The organism is Yersinia pekkanenii (assembly GCF_001152565.1).
GTDB lineage: Bacteria > Pseudomonadota > Gammaproteobacteria > Enterobacterales > Enterobacteriaceae > Yersinia > Yersinia pekkanenii.
This window is the reverse complement of sequence record NZ_CQAZ01000003.1, coordinates 34760-54205: the sequence shown is the minus strand read 5'-3', so window position 1 is coordinate 54205 and position 19446 is coordinate 34760. Positions and strand designations below refer to the sequence as shown.

Here is a 19446-nt window from a genome sequence, read left to right as displayed (position 1 = left end):
ATTGACTATCCCAACTGAGTTTATTATCACTATAAAACAATAATCAGTTGGTACTCACCGCCATCCAGTGCCACCCGTAATCCGTCAGGTTGATAAGATATAGCTGAGCCATTTAAGGTCGCCGAACTAATACCCTGACAACGCTGGGCCGGGCTTTCGACACGGATAACATAACGGGTATTGGCCAGATTGACCGTCGCCTCAAAGCCCTGCCAACTGGCGGGGATACAAGGATTAATGACCAGTTCCCCCCCTTCGCGGCGGATCCCCAAAATACCTTCGATACCGGCGCGATGCATCCAGCCCGCCGATCCGGTATACCATGTCCAGCCACCGCGCCCAACATGGGGGGCCACTGAATAAACATCGGCCGCCACCACATAAGGTTCAACTTTGTACCGTGCAATCCCCTCTGGGGTATTCCCATGATTTATCGGGTTGAGCAAGGCAAATAGATCCCGAGCTTTATCCCCTTCGCCCAGTTCCGCAAAGGCCAAAATAGTCCACATGGCTGCATGGCTATATTGACCGCCGTTTTCACGCAGGCCCGGAGGATATCCTTTGATATAACCCGGATCATCGGGCGTTTTATCAAAAGGCGGGGTGAACAACAACGCGATACCATCATCGGGCCGAATAAGATGTTGCTCCAGTGAGGCCATCGCCTGTACTGCTCGTTGCGAGTCTGCCGCTCCCGAGAGTACCGCCCATGACTGTGCAATAGAGTCAATACGGCACTCATCGCACGCTTTCGAACCCAGCCAACTGCCGTTATCAAAGGTTGCACGCCGATACCAATCACCATCCCAAGCTTCCCGCTCCAATGCGGCAATTAACCCCGTGAGGTGGTTTTGCCACTGTCTGGCCCTTGCTGGGTCACGTTGTACCGCCAGCGGAATAAACATTTTCAGGGTCGCCACCAGCAGCCAACCGAGCCAGACACTCTCCCCTTTGCCATTTTCACCGACCCGGTTCATCCCATCATTCCAGTCACCGGTCCCGATCAACGGCAAACCAAGCTCTCCGGTCAGTTCAATACATTGGTCCAATCCTTTGGCACAGTGATCAAACAGTGAGGCAGTTTCCTGCCCGACCAGGGGTCGGAAGAAAGCATCGTGTTCGCCCGGATGCAATATCGGCCCTTCGAGGAACGGCAGTACTTCATCCAGTACACCCGCGTCACCGCTGGTAAGAATATAAGTGGCCGCCGCAAAGGAGAGCCAAACCCGGTCATCAGAGATACGGGTACGTACCCCTTGCCCCGAATGAGGTAACCACCAGTGCTGTACATCGCCTTCGATAAATTGCCGCCCGGCAGCACGTAGCAAGTGGTGACGGGTGGTATCCGGCTGAACAAATGTCAGCGCCATCCCGTCCTGTAATTGGTCACGGAAGCCATAGGCTCCGCTGGCTTGATAGAACGCCGATCTTGCCCAGACACGGCACGCCAACGTCTGATAAAGCAGCCAGCCATTAAGCATGATATCCATCTGTCGGTCCGGGGTTTTCACCTGAACGGCCTCAAGCAAGCTACGCCAATAATCGGTAACTTCACTCAATACCGCATCCAGATTTGCCGCACGGTAGCGCGTAATCAAAACTTGTGCCTCGCTCACCGAGGCGCACTGGCCGATAAACCATACCACCTCAAGCTGCTCACCGGCCGCCAGCTCAATCGTTTGCTGTAGCGCACTGCACGGGTCAAACCCCGCCCCCGTAGCACCTGAAAGCGATAGGGTGGCCTGCAGTGCTAGCGGCGCGGAACTGTCGCCGTAATGACCGAGGAACTCGCTACGATCGGCGGTCCAGCTCTTTTGCTGCCCATTCAGATCAGCAAAAGAGACACGGCCGGGGAAGGCGGTGCTCCACGGATTACGTGCCAACATGGCTCCGGTTAGCTCATCCATTTCGGTAATAATAAATGGCCCTGCCGCACCACGGGATGTCGCCAACACCCACTCAGCATAGGCAGTCACCGAGATACGCCGCGTTTTATCAGACCTATTGTGCAATGTCAGCCGGGAGATCTTGATGGGGTCCGCCAGCGGAACATATTGCAGTAGCGCCATACCAATACCGTTAGCCTGATGCTCAAATCGGCTATAGCCATGGCCGTGGCGGGCGATATAAGTACCGCCATCACGGATCGGCTGCGCCGTCGGGCTCCAAAGCAGGCCGGACTCCTCATCGCGCAAATACAGGCATTCGCCAGAGGGATCGATGACCGGATCATTCAGCCAGGGTGTTATTTGATTTTCCCGGCTATTTTCAGCCCAGGTATAGCCACTGCCGGTCGCCGAGACTTGAAAACCAAAGGTCTGATTGGCAATAACATTTATCCACGGCGCAGGGGTGTTTTCTCCGTCATTCAGGCAGGTGACATACTCCCGCCCCTGTTGGCCGAAACCACCAAGACCATTAAAGAACTCCAGACTTTCTGGTGGTGGCAACAACGTAGCCAGGGGCAGACTGGCAGATTTTACCCGTGAAAAACCGCTTTTCTTTTCCGCAATCAAGAGTTTTTTATCTTTAGTTAACAGCTTGTTGTTCTGAGCTAATAGCCGTTTGTCGGATATAAATAGTTTTTTATCTGATGCGAACAATTTTTTATCCGCTGAGGCAATTTTTTTGTCTAGGGTGAACAACAGATGATTTAGCTGATTGCTCAGCTTGCCATAACGGGCAGAGAGCACCACCCGGGCCACCGACCGCAATAGCGCGCGGGTATCAGCACTCATGAGATCAGCACGCAAGGCATAAGCCGAACCTTGCCTGAGTTCATCGCCCAGACGGGGCCGTGACTGGCTGCTGCGTACCGCAGTCTCGATGGCAATTTGTAAGTCTTGTACATAAGAAGACGCCCGCTCATTGATGATAACTAAATCAACCGCCAGACGTTTCATACGCCAGTATTCGTGCGCGCGCAGTAATTGCCGCACTTGATCAATGTCTTCGATGTCATCAATACGCAGCAAAACAATCGGTAGATCGCCCGATATGGATTGTGCCCACAACGCCGACTGCACTCCCGCACCGCGCATAATCGTCGTGGACGGCGAGCGGAATCGGGAGTCGGCATACAGAATAGGTGCGGCCAATTGTTGAAAATCCGCCGCTTCCTCAGCGTTGATTTCCAGATGGCGTAACTGCACCTGCGCTTGTGTCCATGCCAGTGTTTTAGCCCGGTCGTAAGCGCTGCGGTCACGGTGTTTATCCACCATATCCAGCAAGGCTTCTTTTGATGAGGCAATCAGTGTCCAGAAGGACACGGTGACTGTCTTACCGGCCGGAACCAGTAAACTCTGACGTAATGAGAATATCGGGTCCAGAACCGTACCTACCGTATTCGAGAGCGGGACATCAACTTGCATCGCCTCCGAGGCCGTCACCCGATTACCGCGACCGATAAATTTGGCGCGGTCTGATTCATATTGCAACTCACGCACCGGCAGGCCGTCAGCTACTGAGAAATGCGCGGCCCAAACCTGAGGTTCTTGTGCCGTTCGAGGCCGCCGCGTCGCGATGAGTGCGCTCAACTCTGGGAGATACTCGGTAACGACAAACATTTTGGCGAATGCCGGATGGGCATTGTCTGTTGACGCCGCAGTGAGCACCACTTCAGCATAAGATGTCAGTTCAATCTCCCGCGACCGGCGACCGGTATTAAGCAACGAAATCCGCCGAACTTCACCGTCATCCTCGCTGGAAATTAGCACATTCATGGTGCTGGTCAGCGTACCGTCACGGCAGATAAACTCAGCATGATCCTCAGCAAAAATCACCTCGCGATGGGCATTATCACTGGCCGCTAATTGCGCCCCAGCCGACCAACTGCGACCACTGCGTAAATCACGCAGGAAAATAAAGGAGCCGTAATCATCACAAGTGGCATCCTCCCGCCAGCGGGTTACCGCGACATCCAGCCATCGGCTGTAACCAGCACCGGCGCTGGTCAGCATCACGGCGTAACGGCCATTGGATAACAGATGGCTGATCGGTGGCCCAATAACCGGTGAAGACAGGCGGCGTACCGTTGGCAACGCACTGTCTGCCACCGCTGAAAGCAGCACTTCCTCGGTACGCGGATAAGTAATCGCCACATTACGTGGCATTCTTTCTTGTAACAATAATTCGCAAGCCTGAATCATTGGCTCATGATGGAAACGGTTGCGCATCCGCCCTTGCTGTAGGGTATTGGCAATAGCCACAATGGTCATACCCTGATGGTGTGCCATATAATTACGCACAATGACAACCTGCTGATTTTCCGGTAAGCGTGAGCGAGTAAAGTCCAAGGCTTCATAAAAACCATAGCGCCCCAGCGCACCCAGACCCGCAAGCCGCTCATAGTTTTGTAGCGCACCGTGCGGATCGATCATGGTTGCCAAACCGGTCGCATAAGGCGCGATAACCGTATTTTCTGATAGGCCGCGCTTTAGCCCCAAACCTGGCACACCAAAGTTAGAGTATTGATAGGTAAACTCGATATCTCGCGCACTGTACGCCGACTCAGATATCCCCCACGGGATATTCAAGCTGCGTCCGTAGGCCTGTTGCCGTTCAACCACCAGTTGATTAGTTTGCTCCAGTAAACTGCCCGCTGGCGCACGCATCACCAATGATGGCATCAGATACTCGAACATTGAACCAGACCATGAAATCAGCGCAGCTCCTTTGCCAATAGGGGTTGCCGCTCGCCCCAGACGGAACCAATGGCGGGTAGGGACATCGCCTTTAGCAATCGCAAACAGACTGGCGAGACGAGCCTCTGAGGCCAGTAAGTCATAGCAACTTGGGTCAAGGCTGTTATCCACCAGCGAATACCCGATAGACAATAATTTGCGTTCAGGATCAAGCAGGAAAGCGAAGTCCATCGCCAGCGCCATATGGCGGGCTTCGGCAGCCAACTTTAGCAACCGATCATGGACCTGTTCCTGCATTTCTTTCGTCAATTTCTGGTCATATTCATGTTCCGCCGCGGCCAGGATCAGGGCTTCAATCCAATAACTCAAATCAATAAATGCATTATCATAAATTGACCGCGCAACTCCATGTACCATCGCTGAGGCGGTGGCTAACAAGGGTTTCAACGTCAGTGGCAACATTTCAGCCTCACTCACGCGGTTTAAATCCATGCGAATTTGTTCCAATACCGCCCAGAGTTTGCGTTTAAAATCAACATCTCCCGGCGGTAACTGTCTAAAGGACGCTTCAGCTAATAGCAGAGTATCCATCAAACCTTTAGCACCGTTAGCCGCTAAGGGTTCTCCCGCCCACTCTTCGCAGGTGTTGGCCAGCACAATCAAATGCCCGGCCAGATTGCCACTGTCGACGGAAGAAACATATGCCGGTTCCAGCGCCCGTAAATCCTGAGTGTCATACCAGTTAAAGAAATGCCCTCTGAAACGCGCCAACTTATTAAAGGTCTCAAAGGTGACTTCTAACCGCACCAAGGTGCGATAAGTCCCCGCCCAGCCAAAATCACGGGCAGCTACGGTAGAGAGTAAATAAAGGCCCATATTGGTCGGCGAAGTCCGGTGTGCCACCACCGGCTTTGGATCCTCCTGGAAGTTATCAGGCGGTAGCATGTTTTCATCTGGCGTGACAAAGGTTTCGAAAAAACGCCAAGTCCGGCGCGCTGTTAGACGCAGCTCAGGGATATCTTCAGCCGTCATCGGTTTATGCTGAACCCCCTGATTTGAACGGCTGGCCCACAATGCAATGGCCGGTGCCAACAGCCAGAGGGTCGCAAAGGGCAAAATCAGTGACCAGGCACTGGGGGAAGCCATTAATGCCATGGCGGCCATCAGCAAACCCCATAAAGTCCCACCGGCCATATGGCGATAAAAGCCCGACAAATCGGGACGAGGTTTATCGGCGGATTGAGCCGCAGTGGTCCATTCCAGTAGATTGCGGTGGGTAATAAATAGACGAATTAGCGTGCGACCAATGGCATCTGCCATCTGCCAGGCGTGATCAGCCAAAAAGATCAGCGAAAGTAACGTCTGACTGCCTGCCCGCTTAACATCATCGAATAAAGAATGTAAATGATTGCTGAGGCGAATATTTTGGGCTGGCCATAATGAGAACAGAACCGGTAAGAAGAAAGGCAATGCCATCAGCACCATGACCAGTAACACCCCAACACATGCGGCTGGCAGGGGGAGCACCCAACTGACGCCCAGCAGTAGCAGCATAAAAGGAGCGACCAGTGAACGCCTTAGGTTATCGACCATTTTCCAACGGCCAAGCAATGGGATACGTTTACTGTCTTTGGCGTTGTTAACGACCCAATGCAGCAACTGCCAGTCGCCCCGTGTCCAGCGGTGTTGGCGCTTAGTCACCACGTCATAACGGGCTGGCGACTCTTCCACCACTTCAATATCTGAGGCTAATCCAGCACGCGCGAAAATACCTTCAAACAGGTCATGGCTTAATAAGGCATTTTCCGGCACTCTGCCCGCCAGCGAAGCTTCAAATGCATCGACATCATAGATCCCTTTGCCAGTATAAGAACCTTCACCAAACATATCCTGATAAACATCGGAAACCGCCGCGGCATAAGGGTCCATACCGCCGGGACCGGAAAATACCCGCTGATACAATGACCCGCCTTTACCCACCGGCAACGCCAGCGTCACACGCGGCTGAAGAATGCCATAACCCTCAATAACCCGTTGCTGGTCAGCACTGAAGCGAGGCTGATTCAAGGGATGCGCCATTTTACCGATCAACCGTAGGGCAGCATCCCTGGGAAGACGGGTGTCTGCATCCAGCGTAATCACATAGCGCACATCAGCGGGCACCTGCGGCTCACCGGCGGCGGTAGGAATAAATGACGTATCTGTTGCACCACGTAATAGGCGATTAAGTTCATGCAACTTACCTCGTTTGCGCTCCCACCCCATCCAACGGTTTTCACTTTCATTAAATCTCCGCTGACGGTACAACAACAGGAAGCGTGGGCCTGCCGGGCCGGGGCCATATTGCAGATTAAGCCGGGCGATAGCCTCATCGGCCAACACCAGCAACGGACCATCACTCGGTAATATTTGCTGATCGGCATCGACCCCATCCAATAGCAGGGCAAAAGCAAGATAACCCGTAGCACCGGATAAATGATGAACCTCCAGTTGCTCAATTTGCTCCAGTAAATCGGTTTTACTGGTGAGCAATGTGGGCACCACCACCAATGTGCGCAAGGTATCCGGTACGCCGCTGGCCAACTCCAGCCCGGGTAAAATCGTGGCACCAAAGCTCCAGGTGATGGCACGGTTTACCAAGGTCGTCGCCACCTCAGTAGTAGGTATAAATCCGATTAAGGCAACGAGTACCAACCACCCCGTTGCCAGGCCGGGGAGGGAGAGCGCCCACAGTGCCAATGCCAACAATCCGGCGGTGACCAGTAAAATGGCCCCGATATAACCGCCAGCGCCCATACGAACACTCAAGCGGCTAAACCACAAACGCATGGAGGGGCTGAATCTGAGCTGATTTTCTAATTCGCGCCGTCCGGCACCAATCAAATGATAACCGGGGTCACGGCAGCGATCGACATCCTCCGGGGCCGCAGTTGCTACTGCATTCTGCGCAGCTTGCAAGGCAAGACTGGCGATCTCCAATTCGGTGAAGGTGGCGCCACGGCATAATTGTTCAATGGCACTGCGATACAGATTGCGGGTTTGAAAATCCATACTGGCAAAGTCGCTATCATGACGTAAACACTCATCCACCAGACTGACGCTTTCAAACAAATCTGCCCAGTCGATATCCGAGATCAAGCGCATACTGGTAATCACATTGCGCACCGATACGTTAGATGTCCCCTGCCGTAACTGGGCATGCTGTACCACTTCACTGACTGATAATCCCTGTAATTTCAGACGGTCTTCCAGCCACCCCAGTGCCGGCGTAGTACGCGGATCCTGATCACGTAATCGCTTTGCCAACTGAGACGCAAATTGCTCAGATAACGGTTCACTGGAACGTACCGCAATATCAGATTCCAGTGCTAATCGACTGTCTCCTGCTTTCAATAAGCGATTCGCTAACGCCTCGGCCTCGGCACGGGCTTTACGCCCTTGCGTTATCTGATCAGCCAAACGGCGTAAATTCTCGATCAACACGATACGCAGAGTAATCGCCACAGCCCATAGTTCACCGATCGTCAACGGCTGCACACGTTGATAAGCCATAATAAAACGGCATAAAACGTCGGGATCCAGATGGCTGTCAGTATGCGCGACAAAGGCCCAGGTAATACCAAACACCCGTGGATAACCAGCAAATGGCCCATCAGCTAACTTCGGTAACTGGCGATAATAACCCGGCGGTAAGTCGTCACGGATTTCACGGATTTGTTCCTCAACCAGATGATAATTATCCAGCAACCACTCAGCCGCAGGTACCACTGCGCGGCCCTTTTCCAACTCTGCTGCACTGGCTCGGTATGCCGCCAGCAAGGTATTGGCATTATCATTCAGGCGGGCATGTAGAGTGGATACTCGTGGAGGGTGGGTAGTTATCGACTGTGCTTTAGCAAGACTCTCAGCATGTTGCTCCAACCGCTCCACACTGAACAACTCCTCTCTTACCGGTGTTGAGTCATGCCAGATGGTAGCTGTAGTTCGTTTTCCCAAAATAGTAGGTGATCTGAAAATAGTACGTAATCCAAGAATAGCCTGTAGGAATGATTTCATAGGTACCTTCTGGTCGGGTGCTCATGCAGTCTGGTGACCATCTGCATCATAAAAAATCGGAAATAGCCGGAGAAAAGCGCATCCAAACGAGTTGCTCAGGTGAGCTTCCTGAGTCGTGCGAGCCGCGTGATATTGAGCAGAAAACGCCCTTACAGGCAGAGTTCTGTCAAAAATGCCGAATGAAGGTGGAAATCAAAAGACTGACACGTTCAGTCATAAAAATGAGGCGAGTAAAAGCTGACGATACACAATAAACGTACCGTAGCAAAAAAGCTGAATAGTATTAACTATAGCCCAAAGCGGAAATTACGGATCAGGACATGAAATGGGAGAGAGAAAACAATAGGTTAAAAAGATAACTGCTAAGAAAGTTGCAATCCCTGTGGTCGATGTACTATTACACCGACCACAGGTAATCACCCGATACTGAGGTTAATGGCAAAGTGCCTGCGGCAGATTTCCCCCACTGCAATCTCAATAATTTTGGGTAAATAATTTCAAAAACTAAATACCGTCCTGGAATTTTCTTGCCTTGGCTGTTTGCTGTTTTTCCAGCTCAAAGATGGCACGTTGTAATCCCTTTTCCTGGATTGGGCTTAAGCGAGAGAATTTAAAGCTTAGGCGTTGCACCGTGAGAGTTTCACCTTTGTTATTCACAATCTGTTTATCAATGGCACGGATAAATTGCAAATCCAGTTTAAAAAGGCCAAGACCGCATAAATCAACCGAGACATCCCGCAGAATGCCACATTTCTGAAGTGGAAATTTATTGCCTTTCACTCCATATAAACCCATTCCACCCAAGGAAATATCAGCCAGAGCATATGAGAATTCACTGCCATCAACGAATTTTCCAGAACAATAATAAGCCGGCCATTGAGGAATATTAACGCGAAAATACTCCCGCCGTTGGATGAAGTAAAGCTGCTCAGGAAGAGGGGTACTAAAGGCAGGCAGTGATAGATACTTTATTTCTTTCAGCGCGTTACAGGTAAACTCGATTTTTGCACCAGTGGGTTCGGCAATAATGGTCAGTTGATTGGCAGCAAGGGCCTGAATGTTCTCATGAGCGACACTGCCAAAATCAAAAATAAACTGATTAGTCTCGGGTACCACATCCAGAATACGGCTAATAAATTGTCCGCGAGCATGGATAACCATAACCGCAGTATCGTTCTTCTTTAAATCCCGAAGAAGTGCGCAGATCGCTAATTTATTCGTTCTGACAAAATTTTCTTTAGACTTTTCGCTCACCTGCCATTCCCCATCTTTAATTTATTACTCTGGCTAGCCAGATTATTAAAAGCATATAAATATCAGAATAATTATCGGCAGATGGCAAAATTACTTTAATGATTTGCTAATAAAATCAGTCGATTTAATCTATAATGGGCGTCCTTGGTTTTTATCACGCGACCACCAGAAGAAATACCTATTATCCTAGCCTGGTAATAGACTCCCCAAGCCAATAAACAAACCTGCAATAGTCGCACTCATCAAATTAGATAATGTCGCTGCTAGCAGTGCACGGAATCCCAAGCGGGCAATTTCAGAGGATCGTTCAGGTGCAACGGCACTGAAAGCGCCCACTACCACCGCGATGGAGCCAAAGTTAGCAAAACCGCACAGCGCAAAAGAGATAACGGCAATCGTTTTTACATCCAATGTCCCCATAGCGTCTTTTAGATAAGGGGAGAAGCTCAAATAGGCCACAAACTCATTAATGGCTAATTTCTGGCCGATAAAGCCACCCGCCAGCGACGCATGCTCCCAGGATACGCCCATAATGTAAGCCAGAGGGGATGGCCATAAGTGACGCCGCCAGCAAATATTCTATAGGTACGCCAAGACCGGCATAGCCAACCAGCATAGAGCCAGCGATTGATGCCATGCCGCTACAGATAACAGTGAATAGCTCATTACTGTTCATCTTATTAATAAAGGGTTTTACCACGGCTGGGATTTCATTCTGACCAAGAAAAATGGTGGTGACTGCCGCAAATGACTCTACTTTGCTGATACCGAGTAATTTTTGAAACAGGGAGCCAAGAATGTTGATCAGCCAGCCCATAACACCGAGATAATAGAGAATGGAAATTAACGAAGTGATGAAAATAATGGCGGGTAATACGTGGAAAGCGAAAACAAAACCGGCACCATCAAATAGCACATTCATTTTTGGGCCCACTAAGCCGCCAAAAATAAATGCGCTACCCGCATCACTATAAGAAATAACTCTATTGACTACATTTGCAATCGAGGAAATAAACCACTTACCCGCGGGGACATAAAGCATCACTGCACCTAACGTTATTTGCAGTAATAATGCTGACCCCACCGTTCGTAATTTTATTTTTCTTTTATTTACTGAGAAAAGATAGGCGATAAGCAATAAAATGCACATTCCCACCAAACTACGCAATAAATCCATAAATCCCCCGAAGTACCTATATAAATAGGCTTATGCCAGAAAAGGTGCCCCTCAGACAGCAAATGTGTCAGGGCACCTCATAGCTATGAGCTAGAATTTGGTGACGGTAATAAGGACACTATTTAAGGCGTATATCCGATCTACATTAAATAATACGCTGATACGAACAGGCAATTTTGGCAGCCAATTGTGCATTATTAAATACCAATTGAATATTGGCGTTTAAACTATCACCACCGGTTAATTCAGCCACTCTGGCTAACAGGAATGGTGTGCTTTCCTTACCGATAACGCCCTGCTCTTCTGATTCTTTTACTGCCTGTTCAATGGCTGCATTTATCATTTCTTCAGCCAGAGCATATTGTGGTGGAATGGGATTAGCGACCACCATCCCCCCACGTAAACCCATGCCCCACTTAGCATTCATTGCCGCAGCAATTTGTTCAACACTGTCTAAGGTAATACCGACCTCATACGGACTGGTACGACAAAAAAAAGCAGGGAGCGATCGGGTCTGATAGCCAATAACCGGAACACCATTGGTTTCCAGATATTCAATGGTTAATCCCAAATCCAAAATAGATTTAGCCCCAGCACACACGACAGTGACATTGGTTTTTGCTAATTCCTGTAAATCCGCAGAGATATCAAATGTGGTTGCCGCGCCACGGTGCACACCACCAATACCACCAGTCGCGAAGACTTTGATATTGGCCATTTCAGCAATGATCATGGTGGATGCTACCGTTGTTGCTCCGTGTTGCCCATTAGCTACCACAAAAGGCAGATCACGACGGCTGACTTTCATAATGCGGTGGCCTTCTTTACCCAGTAATTCTATTTCATCTCGTGATAAACCGGCTTTCATGCGGCCATTTATAACGGCAATAGTGGCGGGAACGGCCCCATTATCACGGATCTTCTGCTCCACCAGCAAGGCAGTTTCGACATTTTGTGGATAGGGCATTCCATGAGAAATAATGGTAGATTCTAATGCCACGACGGCTTTATTTTGCGCCAAAGCCTGCGCAACCTCTGGTGATATATCCAAATAATATTGTGCCATTACGTTATTTGTCATGGTTGTAATTCCAATAGTTTTTTAACACTGCCATTCGACAGATTGGGGTTATTGGTCAGCTCCGAAGAGAGCGTTAATGCCGAACACCCTTGAGCAAAACGAATACTCTCGGCAAATTCCGTGTCATCCAGCCAGCAACTTGCTAATCCGGACATCATGGCGTCTCCGGCACCGGTAACATTTACAATGTTGATATTCAGAGGCAGTGACCAGCCGGACTGGCCGTCAACCTCACTGAAATAAACCCCCTCTTTTCCCATGCTGAGTGCCAGGCGTTGCACACCTTGCTGATGGAACCAGTGCGCCACTGCCGGAATATCTTCACGGCGGTCAATCTTCATTCCGCTCAGTATTTCGGCTTCCAGACGATTAGGCTTCAATGTATGAATATGGGAAAGCCAATTTTTAATTCTGGGTGCTTTGAACGCCGAAACGGTATCGACAAATACTGGCACATTACCGGCATTGGTAAATATCCATGAGAGGGCTTCTTCGGTTAAATTACAGTCGACAACTAATATCCCCGCGTGCTGAATTAATTCTTTGGTGGTAGCTAATAACGATGGAGTGAGATTTTCTAAAATTCGCATATCATTAATTGCCACCAACATTTCACCACCGCTATCAAGTAACGAAATATAAGTAGACGTATTCTCCCCATGCAGACTATGGCAATTACTGACATTCACACCCGCGCGTTTCGCTTCATCAATCAAAGTAGCACCATAAAAATCGTCACCCACCACGGAAATTAAATGACACTCTTTGCCTAATAACGCGATATTCTCGGCAATATTTCGTCCTACTCCGCCAGGAGTGCACTTTATTTTCCCAGGGTTGGAATCTTCATAAATAAGTTTACGGGCGGCATAACCACAGACATCCATATTTACCGAACCCACCACCACCACATAACTGTGCTCTGATAATATATATCCCTTCCCTTTGATATAACCTTTTTGCATTAGATTCATAATGTGGCCGGCAACACCCGAGCGACTAATGCCTAGAATATCGGCAATTTCTTGCTGGGGGATCAACGGATCTCGTCTCAGAAGCTGCAATATTTGTTTTTCTCGGCTAGTCATAATGGACACTTGTTTGTTTTTAAACATGTGCTTGTTTTATTATTTTGATTAAATGGAGTAAAGCATATTTTAATAATCCGTTTCAAAGTTGGGAGAACGATCGTAAGCAGGTTTTCAAGCAGTTACAGCTCTTTTTGTGTGAGTCAGCTCAAGTTATTCCCATGCTAAACATGACATTAAATGGCAATATTCCGACCAGCAGAATATTCCACTAGAAATAAAGATAGAAAATCAAAGAGATAACAATGCACGAAGAAGAAACCCAACAAGTGTTGGGTTATTTATTTTTCGATAAATAAAATCATGAATAGCCATAAAGACGTTACATCGAACAATGATCTATTTCACAATTAGTGGCATTTAATTTCCATGAGGAATTATAAGGATATAAAAATAAAGCGACATCGGCAGCAGCCAGATGTCGCTTTAATGTTTATGTTTCTAGGGACGAACTAAATCATCGCCGTAGCCAATCCACTTATAGGTTGTCAAGGCATCCAGCCCCATCGGACCACGGGCATGAAGTTTTTGCGTACTGACGGCAACCTCGGCCCCCAAACCAAACTCGCCGCCATCGGTGAAGCGAGTACTGGCATTGACATATACCGCCGATGAATCAACCGCACGGACAAAATGTTCAGCGCTACTGAGTGAACGGGTCAGAATAGCATCCGAATGGCTGGTACCATGCACGCGAATATGGTCAATAGCAGCGTCAATACCCGCAACGATATCCACATTCAGATCCAGCGATAGCCATTCATCATCGTAATCGGCCGCTTCTACTGCCACGACCCTGGCCTTACCGTCTGCCAAATACGGCATTGCCCGCGAGCTGGCGTGCAGTGTCACCCCAAATGTATGCATTCTGGCACTCAATACAGGCAAAAAACGCTCGGCAATGGCTTGATGAACCAACAATGTTTCCAATGAGTTACAAGCACTTGGCCGCTGAACTTTGGCGTTTTCGATCACCAGCAACGCTTTTTCAAAGTCAGCGCTTTCATCCACAAAAGTATGGCAAACACCAATACCGCCGGTGATGACCGGAATAGTCGATTGTTCGCGACACAGTTTATGCAAACCCGCCCCACCGCGTGGAATCAACATATCGACATACCGGTCCATTCGCAGCAATTCATTTACCCATTCACGGCTCGGATTTTCAATCGCCTGTACTGCCGCTGCGGGTAAACCACATTGCTCCAGCGCCTGCTGAATGACTTTTACCGTCGCCTGATTGGTATAATGAGTCTCTTTACCCCCCCGTAAAATAACGGCGTTGCCGGTCTTTAAACATAGGCTGGCCACATCAATCGTGACATTAGGGCGGGCTTCATAAATGACACCAATCACCCCCAGTGGCACACGGCGGCGCTCTAGTTTTAAGCCGCTGTCGAGTAGACTGCCATCGATAACGCGGCCCACAGGGTCATTCAGGCGGCATACCTGTCGCACATCATTAGCAATGGCTGCTAAGCGTACGGGGGTCAATAGCAGCCGGTCGAGCAGTGCTTCGCTCATACCGCTGTCACGGGCAGCCTTCATATCTTGCTCATTAGCCTGCAAGATAGCCTGGCTTTCAGACTCCAGCAGGTTTGCAATCATTGCCAGCGCCTGATTTTTCTTTGCCGTACTCAGCATTGCCAATTGCCAGGAAGCCTGTTTGGCGGCTTTTCCCATCTGTTCCAGCATGCTCATGCTTGCTCCTTAGCTGACAATCATATCGTCACGATGAACCGCCACCGGACCGTATTCATACCCGAGGACTTCACTGATTTGTTGCGAGTGGTGCCCCGCCAGTAGGCGCAAAGCATCACTGTTATAACGGGATACGCCGTGGGCTAAATCCCGCCCACTGAGGTTACGAATTCGGATCACTTCGCCGCGGGAGAAATTGCCTTTTACGCTGCGGATGCCTTTGGGTAACAGTGAGCTGCCGCGCTCGATAATGGCTTGTACCGCGCCATCGTCGACAGTAATTTCACCGGCTGGTGGCGCACCAAAAATCCAGCGTTTACGATTTTCCAGTGGTGTTTCCAGTGCGTGGAAACGAGTACCCACCGGCGTACCGTCAATCACATCGGCGATGACACCCGCCTGACTACCCGCCGCGATCACCACATCAATACCGGCACGACACGCAATATCTGCTGCTTGTAATTTAGTGGCCATACCGCCAGTCCCAAGACCGGAGACACTGTCGCCAGCAATCTCGCGCAAGGCATCATCAATACCATGCACTTCCCGAATAAGCTCAGCTTCTGGGTTATTGCGCGGATCAGCAGTATATAGCCCAGCCTGATCGGTCAATAATAGTAGCTTGTCGGCACTGGCCAAAATTGCGGCCAGTGCGGAGAGATTATCGTTATCGCCCACTTTGATTTCAGCGGTAGCCACGGCATCATTTTCATTGATTACCGGTACGATGCGGTTATCCAGCAAGGCGTTCATGGTGTCGCGCGCATTCAGAAAACGCTCACGATCTTCCAGATCTGCACGGGTCAACAGCATCTGCCCGATATGGATACCATAGATAGAAAATAGCTGTTCCCAAAGCTGAATTAACCGACTCTGCCCGACTGCGGCTAATAATTGCTTCGAGGCAATAGTGGCAGGCAATTCTGGATAACCTAAATGTTCACGTCCGGCGGCAATCGCCCCGGAGGTAACAATAACAATACGATGACCTTTTGCGTGTTGCTGTGCGCATTGGCGCACCAGCTCAACAATATGGGCACGGTTAAGACGACGAGAACCGCCAGTCAAAACACTCGTCCCCAATTTCACAACCAATGTCTGGCCGCCACTCATAATTTTTCTGCCGTTGGGATAAATAAAAGAAAGGGTACAGAGGTCTTTGTAGCAGGCGGGAGGCATTATGCCAACAGGCATGATAAGAAATTCCCCTTTTTTATGGTGTTAAAAGGGGAAATGTTCTTCTTAATAGGGGATTAACAACCCTGTGGCTTCAAGTACCAAGGGTATATCTTTATGCCGACAGCTTAACCGGCTGTTCGCTGAAATGCTGCGCTGGCTCTAATCTCATTTCAATAGAGGTCAACATTTCGGCCAGACGCTTATGGAAACCACGCAAAGTGGTCTCCAGTTTCTCTTGTACTTCAGGATCTTTAATCTTTTCCGCTTTCCAACTGCCTTCTTTATTAAACAGGCCAAGCTGATAAACATAGCTGAAATGGTCAGCCGCAGGTTCCAACTCTATCCACCACCCCCAGAACTCACGCTTCTCTGGAGCAAGATTCACATTGACGCAAACAGCTAAACAATCAAAGAAAAAATGGTCGTTCTGGCACTGCCCTTCTCGCAGGTAGGGTCCCAAAGCTGCAAAACGTTTCATAAGCTTACTTTTAGGATGAGCACTGGTTGACGTCATTCTTAAATCTCCTTATGTAGACGCTCCTTTTTAGCAAACTGCTAAAAATTAGCAACTCATTAACGCATTTTATCTTCTAACCATTGGCTGGTTTGCAATAATGCACGGTGGAAATTGTCATACAACGGCGTAGATGCTATGGCCAATAACTTGCCGTCGGCAGAAGAGGAGCAGATAAGTTTAGATTCCTCTTTCGGACTAAAGGGATCATTTTCCCAGAAACCCGCCAGCATTGGCGTTTGGCAGCGCCGCCCCAGCAACCCTTGTGTTTTCAGCGAATAGCTATTCATTTCTGTTTTAAGCGTTTCATCAGATGCATCGGCCATTCCTAATCGGCTGGCCATCACATCCATATACATATCTGGTACTGTGCGCTGGCTATCACTGTTGCACAAAAGATGATGAACAATCGGGCCGAGACACGCCACCGCACGCAGCCGCTGTGGCTCTAAATAACCTAAACGTACCGCCACGTTAGCACCGAAACGGAAACCAAAAACACTGACCCGCTGATGATCAATCCAAGGGATATTTGGCAATGCCTGTAATACTTGTTGATGCAAGTAACTGGTATCCTGCGTTAATTTCCAGCGGGATGAAGCACCAACCGATGGCATATCGACAGTCAACATCGCTATCCCTTTTGGGGCAAGATAGTCGCGGAACAGACGATGGTAGTCACTTTGCAGAGTGTCCAGTCCTCCGCACATCAACACGGTAGGGAATGGCGCACTACCCACAGTGGGCATATGCAGGAAACCGGAAAGTGTAGCGCCATCAGAAATAGCAAAATCAAGCTCTTTCAACGTGTACGGTAAATGTAATGCAGCCTCTTCATAAGCACGGTTAGACAGTACTTCGACCTGTTCGGCTAGCTCATCCCCCTTCAGATGTGGATAACTGGCAATACTGTATAAGTTAGCAGCATTTAACCAATATTGACCTGCGTTCATCGAATCGGTTTCTTCCATGGCTTTTTGCTGCCACAGCATCCCCTGCTGGGCCCATTCATAAATCCAGTTACCGTTACGATAGCCCACCACGGTATCCAGTAGTTCATTATCACTGTGTTCTGCCTTTGAGCAGGCAATACGCGATAAGACTTCTTCTATTTCAAGGGGATCAACGCCGCGCCAAGTCCATATAAGGCGGTTAATCATCCGATACCAGTGACGGGTGGTGTCACCATCCAATGCCGAATGAACCGTCATGGCATGATTACAACCGGCATGTCGCACTAAGGTTGAGGTTTCAGGATGTTTGAATTTTGGTTTGAACAGAATTTCAGAAAGGTTGGCCTGTGCCATGATGATAATAGCCTCCATAAGCCGTGATTCAAACCCAATAAGGGCCGGTCAGATAGAGCCAAGTGTACTCATACTACGAGGAAAATGGAACGCCCGGTAGGTGCCGGGCATTTATCCCCAACATATTTCAAGTTGCTGATCTGTCGGCTACGCCCAATGACCCGAATCACTTACCTGTATAAGCTCATCGGGATTCTCTCGCTGGCCGCCTTTTTGCATCTTGAATTATGTTGGGTGTATAAAGGGTTAAATTACTTACCGCCCAATGGGGCTATGAAGGTCACGCCCATATCCCATGGCTGCTCAATCCAAGTGTCCTGAGGAATATCAACCACATAGTCATCAACTAATGGGCGGCCAGCAGGCTTGGCAAAGATAGTCACAAAATGTGCTTTCGGATACATATCGCGGATTGCTTTCGCAGTGCCACCGGTATCAACCAAATCATCAATTACGATAAAGCCTTCACCATCACCTTCAGCGCGCTTTAAAACTTTAAGATCACGTTGATTATCATGGTCATAGCTAGAAACGCAGACGGTGTCTACATAACGAATACCCAGCTCACGCGCCAGAATGCCAGCAGGTACTAACCCACCACGACTCACCGCAATGATACCTTTCCATTGCTCGGCTGGCAGTAAACGCTGTGCCAGTTTGCGGGCGTGAATTTGCAACATATCCCAGGTAACGACGTATTTTTCGCTCATAAAGTGTAATCCCAGCCAGTAAATTAGGAGTGGCTTGCCATGGTTCAGAAGGGGAAAAAAGGTTGCGCGAGATTATAGTGAGCCAGCAGGATAAAAACCAGCAATTATCGGGTTAAATCGTAGAAATCCGAGTGTGGTCCGCCTATAAAAGGCGAAAAATAATTGACTCAGAATGACCGACTGAATGCGGGGGCAGTAAACATAAGATAATATTTCACAGGCTTAGCGGTGGGCAGTTGTTTTGTTAACTCGTTTAAAGATAAGTCGGTATCCGTCCGGTACTCAGCCTTTAAACCTCGAATGACCTTATGAGGTTAGACCCGATGCCAATACATAGGAAATATCAGGCCGACAAAGATCGAAATTTACAAGATTGGAAAGTATGACAATAGGTAAACTAGGTTAACAAACAAAACGCTACATCTAGTGCCTTATGAGAAACACTTGCGCGCCCCCTCGGATTTAAACCTCATTAATTAGATTAACGTCCTGTTACTAATATGAAAAACAAGCGATTTTACAAATGACTTTTTAGCTAAAAATCACTATCACAGAGGTCAATAACTTCGAGCTAACTATAATTTTTAGCTTGTAATTCTAAAATATAAGTACGAAAATTACCCCAGAATTATCTTTAGATATTTGTCACAAAGTTAAGCAGTTGTATAGTAACGTATCACTCAAACTTAAGACACTTCTCCCACGGATATAACGTTAAAGTGGGTCGCGTGAATAA

Annotated in this window: 9 protein-coding genes and 1 pseudogene; all 10 read right to left on the bottom strand. The window is 48.9% G+C overall.

The annotated features are described in order from the left end of the window. Positions 1 to 29 precede the first annotated feature (29 nt). The 10 genes and pseudogenes from AEP37_RS02085 to gpt all read right to left on the bottom strand — a co-directional run bounded on the left by AEP37_RS02085 (position 30) and on the right by gpt (position 18710). Positions 30 to 8699: a GH36-type glycosyl hydrolase domain-containing protein gene (locus AEP37_RS02085; RefSeq protein ID WP_049609110.1), complete on the bottom strand. Its 8670-nt coding sequence runs from the start codon at positions 8697 to 8699 to the stop codon at positions 30 to 32. Between the two features lie 504 nt (positions 8700 to 9203). Continuing rightward, positions 9204 to 9953, bottom strand: coding sequence for a flagellar brake protein (locus tag AEP37_RS02075; RefSeq protein ID WP_049609104.1), 750 nt, complete (start codon positions 9951 to 9953; stop codon positions 9204 to 9206). A gap of 186 nt (positions 9954 to 10139) precedes the next feature. Beyond that, positions 10140 to 11130: pseudogene (locus tag AEP37_RS02070) on the bottom strand (NupC/NupG family nucleoside CNT transporter). A 145-nt stretch (positions 11131 to 11275) separates the two neighbouring features. Beyond that, positions 11276 to 12211 carry a pseudouridine-5'-phosphate glycosidase gene (locus AEP37_RS02065; RefSeq protein ID WP_049609101.1) on the bottom strand — a complete coding sequence of 312 codons (936 nt, stop codon included), beginning with the start codon at positions 12209 to 12211 and terminating at the stop codon, positions 11276 to 11278. After that, complete coding sequence (locus tag AEP37_RS02060) at positions 12208 to 13299, bottom strand: PfkB family carbohydrate kinase (protein ID WP_235801351.1); 1092 nt, start codon at positions 13297 to 13299, stop codon at positions 12208 to 12210. The genes AEP37_RS02065 and AEP37_RS02060 overlap by 4 nt, the downstream gene beginning before the upstream one ends. A gap of 441 nt (positions 13300 to 13740) precedes the next feature. Further along, positions 13741 to 14994 carry a glutamate-5-semialdehyde dehydrogenase gene (proA, locus tag AEP37_RS02055; protein WP_049609459.1) on the bottom strand — a complete coding sequence of 418 codons (1254 nt, stop codon included), beginning with the start codon at positions 14992 to 14994 and terminating at the stop codon, positions 13741 to 13743. 15 nt (positions 14995 to 15009) lie between these two features. Next, entirely contained in the window at positions 15010 to 16113 is a 1104-nt protein-coding gene (gene proB / locus AEP37_RS02050) for a glutamate 5-kinase (RefSeq protein WP_049609094.1), read from the bottom strand. Between the two features lie 178 nt (positions 16114 to 16291). Continuing rightward, positions 16292 to 16693 carry a sigma factor-binding protein Crl gene (gene crl, locus AEP37_RS02045; protein ID WP_049609091.1) on the bottom strand — a complete coding sequence of 134 codons (402 nt, stop codon included), beginning with the start codon at positions 16691 to 16693 and terminating at the stop codon, positions 16292 to 16294. A 59-nt stretch (positions 16694 to 16752) separates the two neighbouring features. Next, on the bottom strand, positions 16753 to 18000 hold the full coding sequence (gene frsA / locus AEP37_RS02040) for an esterase FrsA (protein WP_049609088.1): 1248 nt from the start codon (positions 17998 to 18000) through the stop codon (positions 16753 to 16755). A gap of 251 nt (positions 18001 to 18251) precedes the next feature. Next, a complete protein-coding gene (gene gpt / locus AEP37_RS02035) occupies positions 18252 to 18710 on the bottom strand; it encodes a xanthine phosphoribosyltransferase (protein WP_049609085.1) in 459 nt (152 codons plus the stop codon). Between the last annotated feature and the right edge of the window lie 736 nt (positions 18711 to 19446).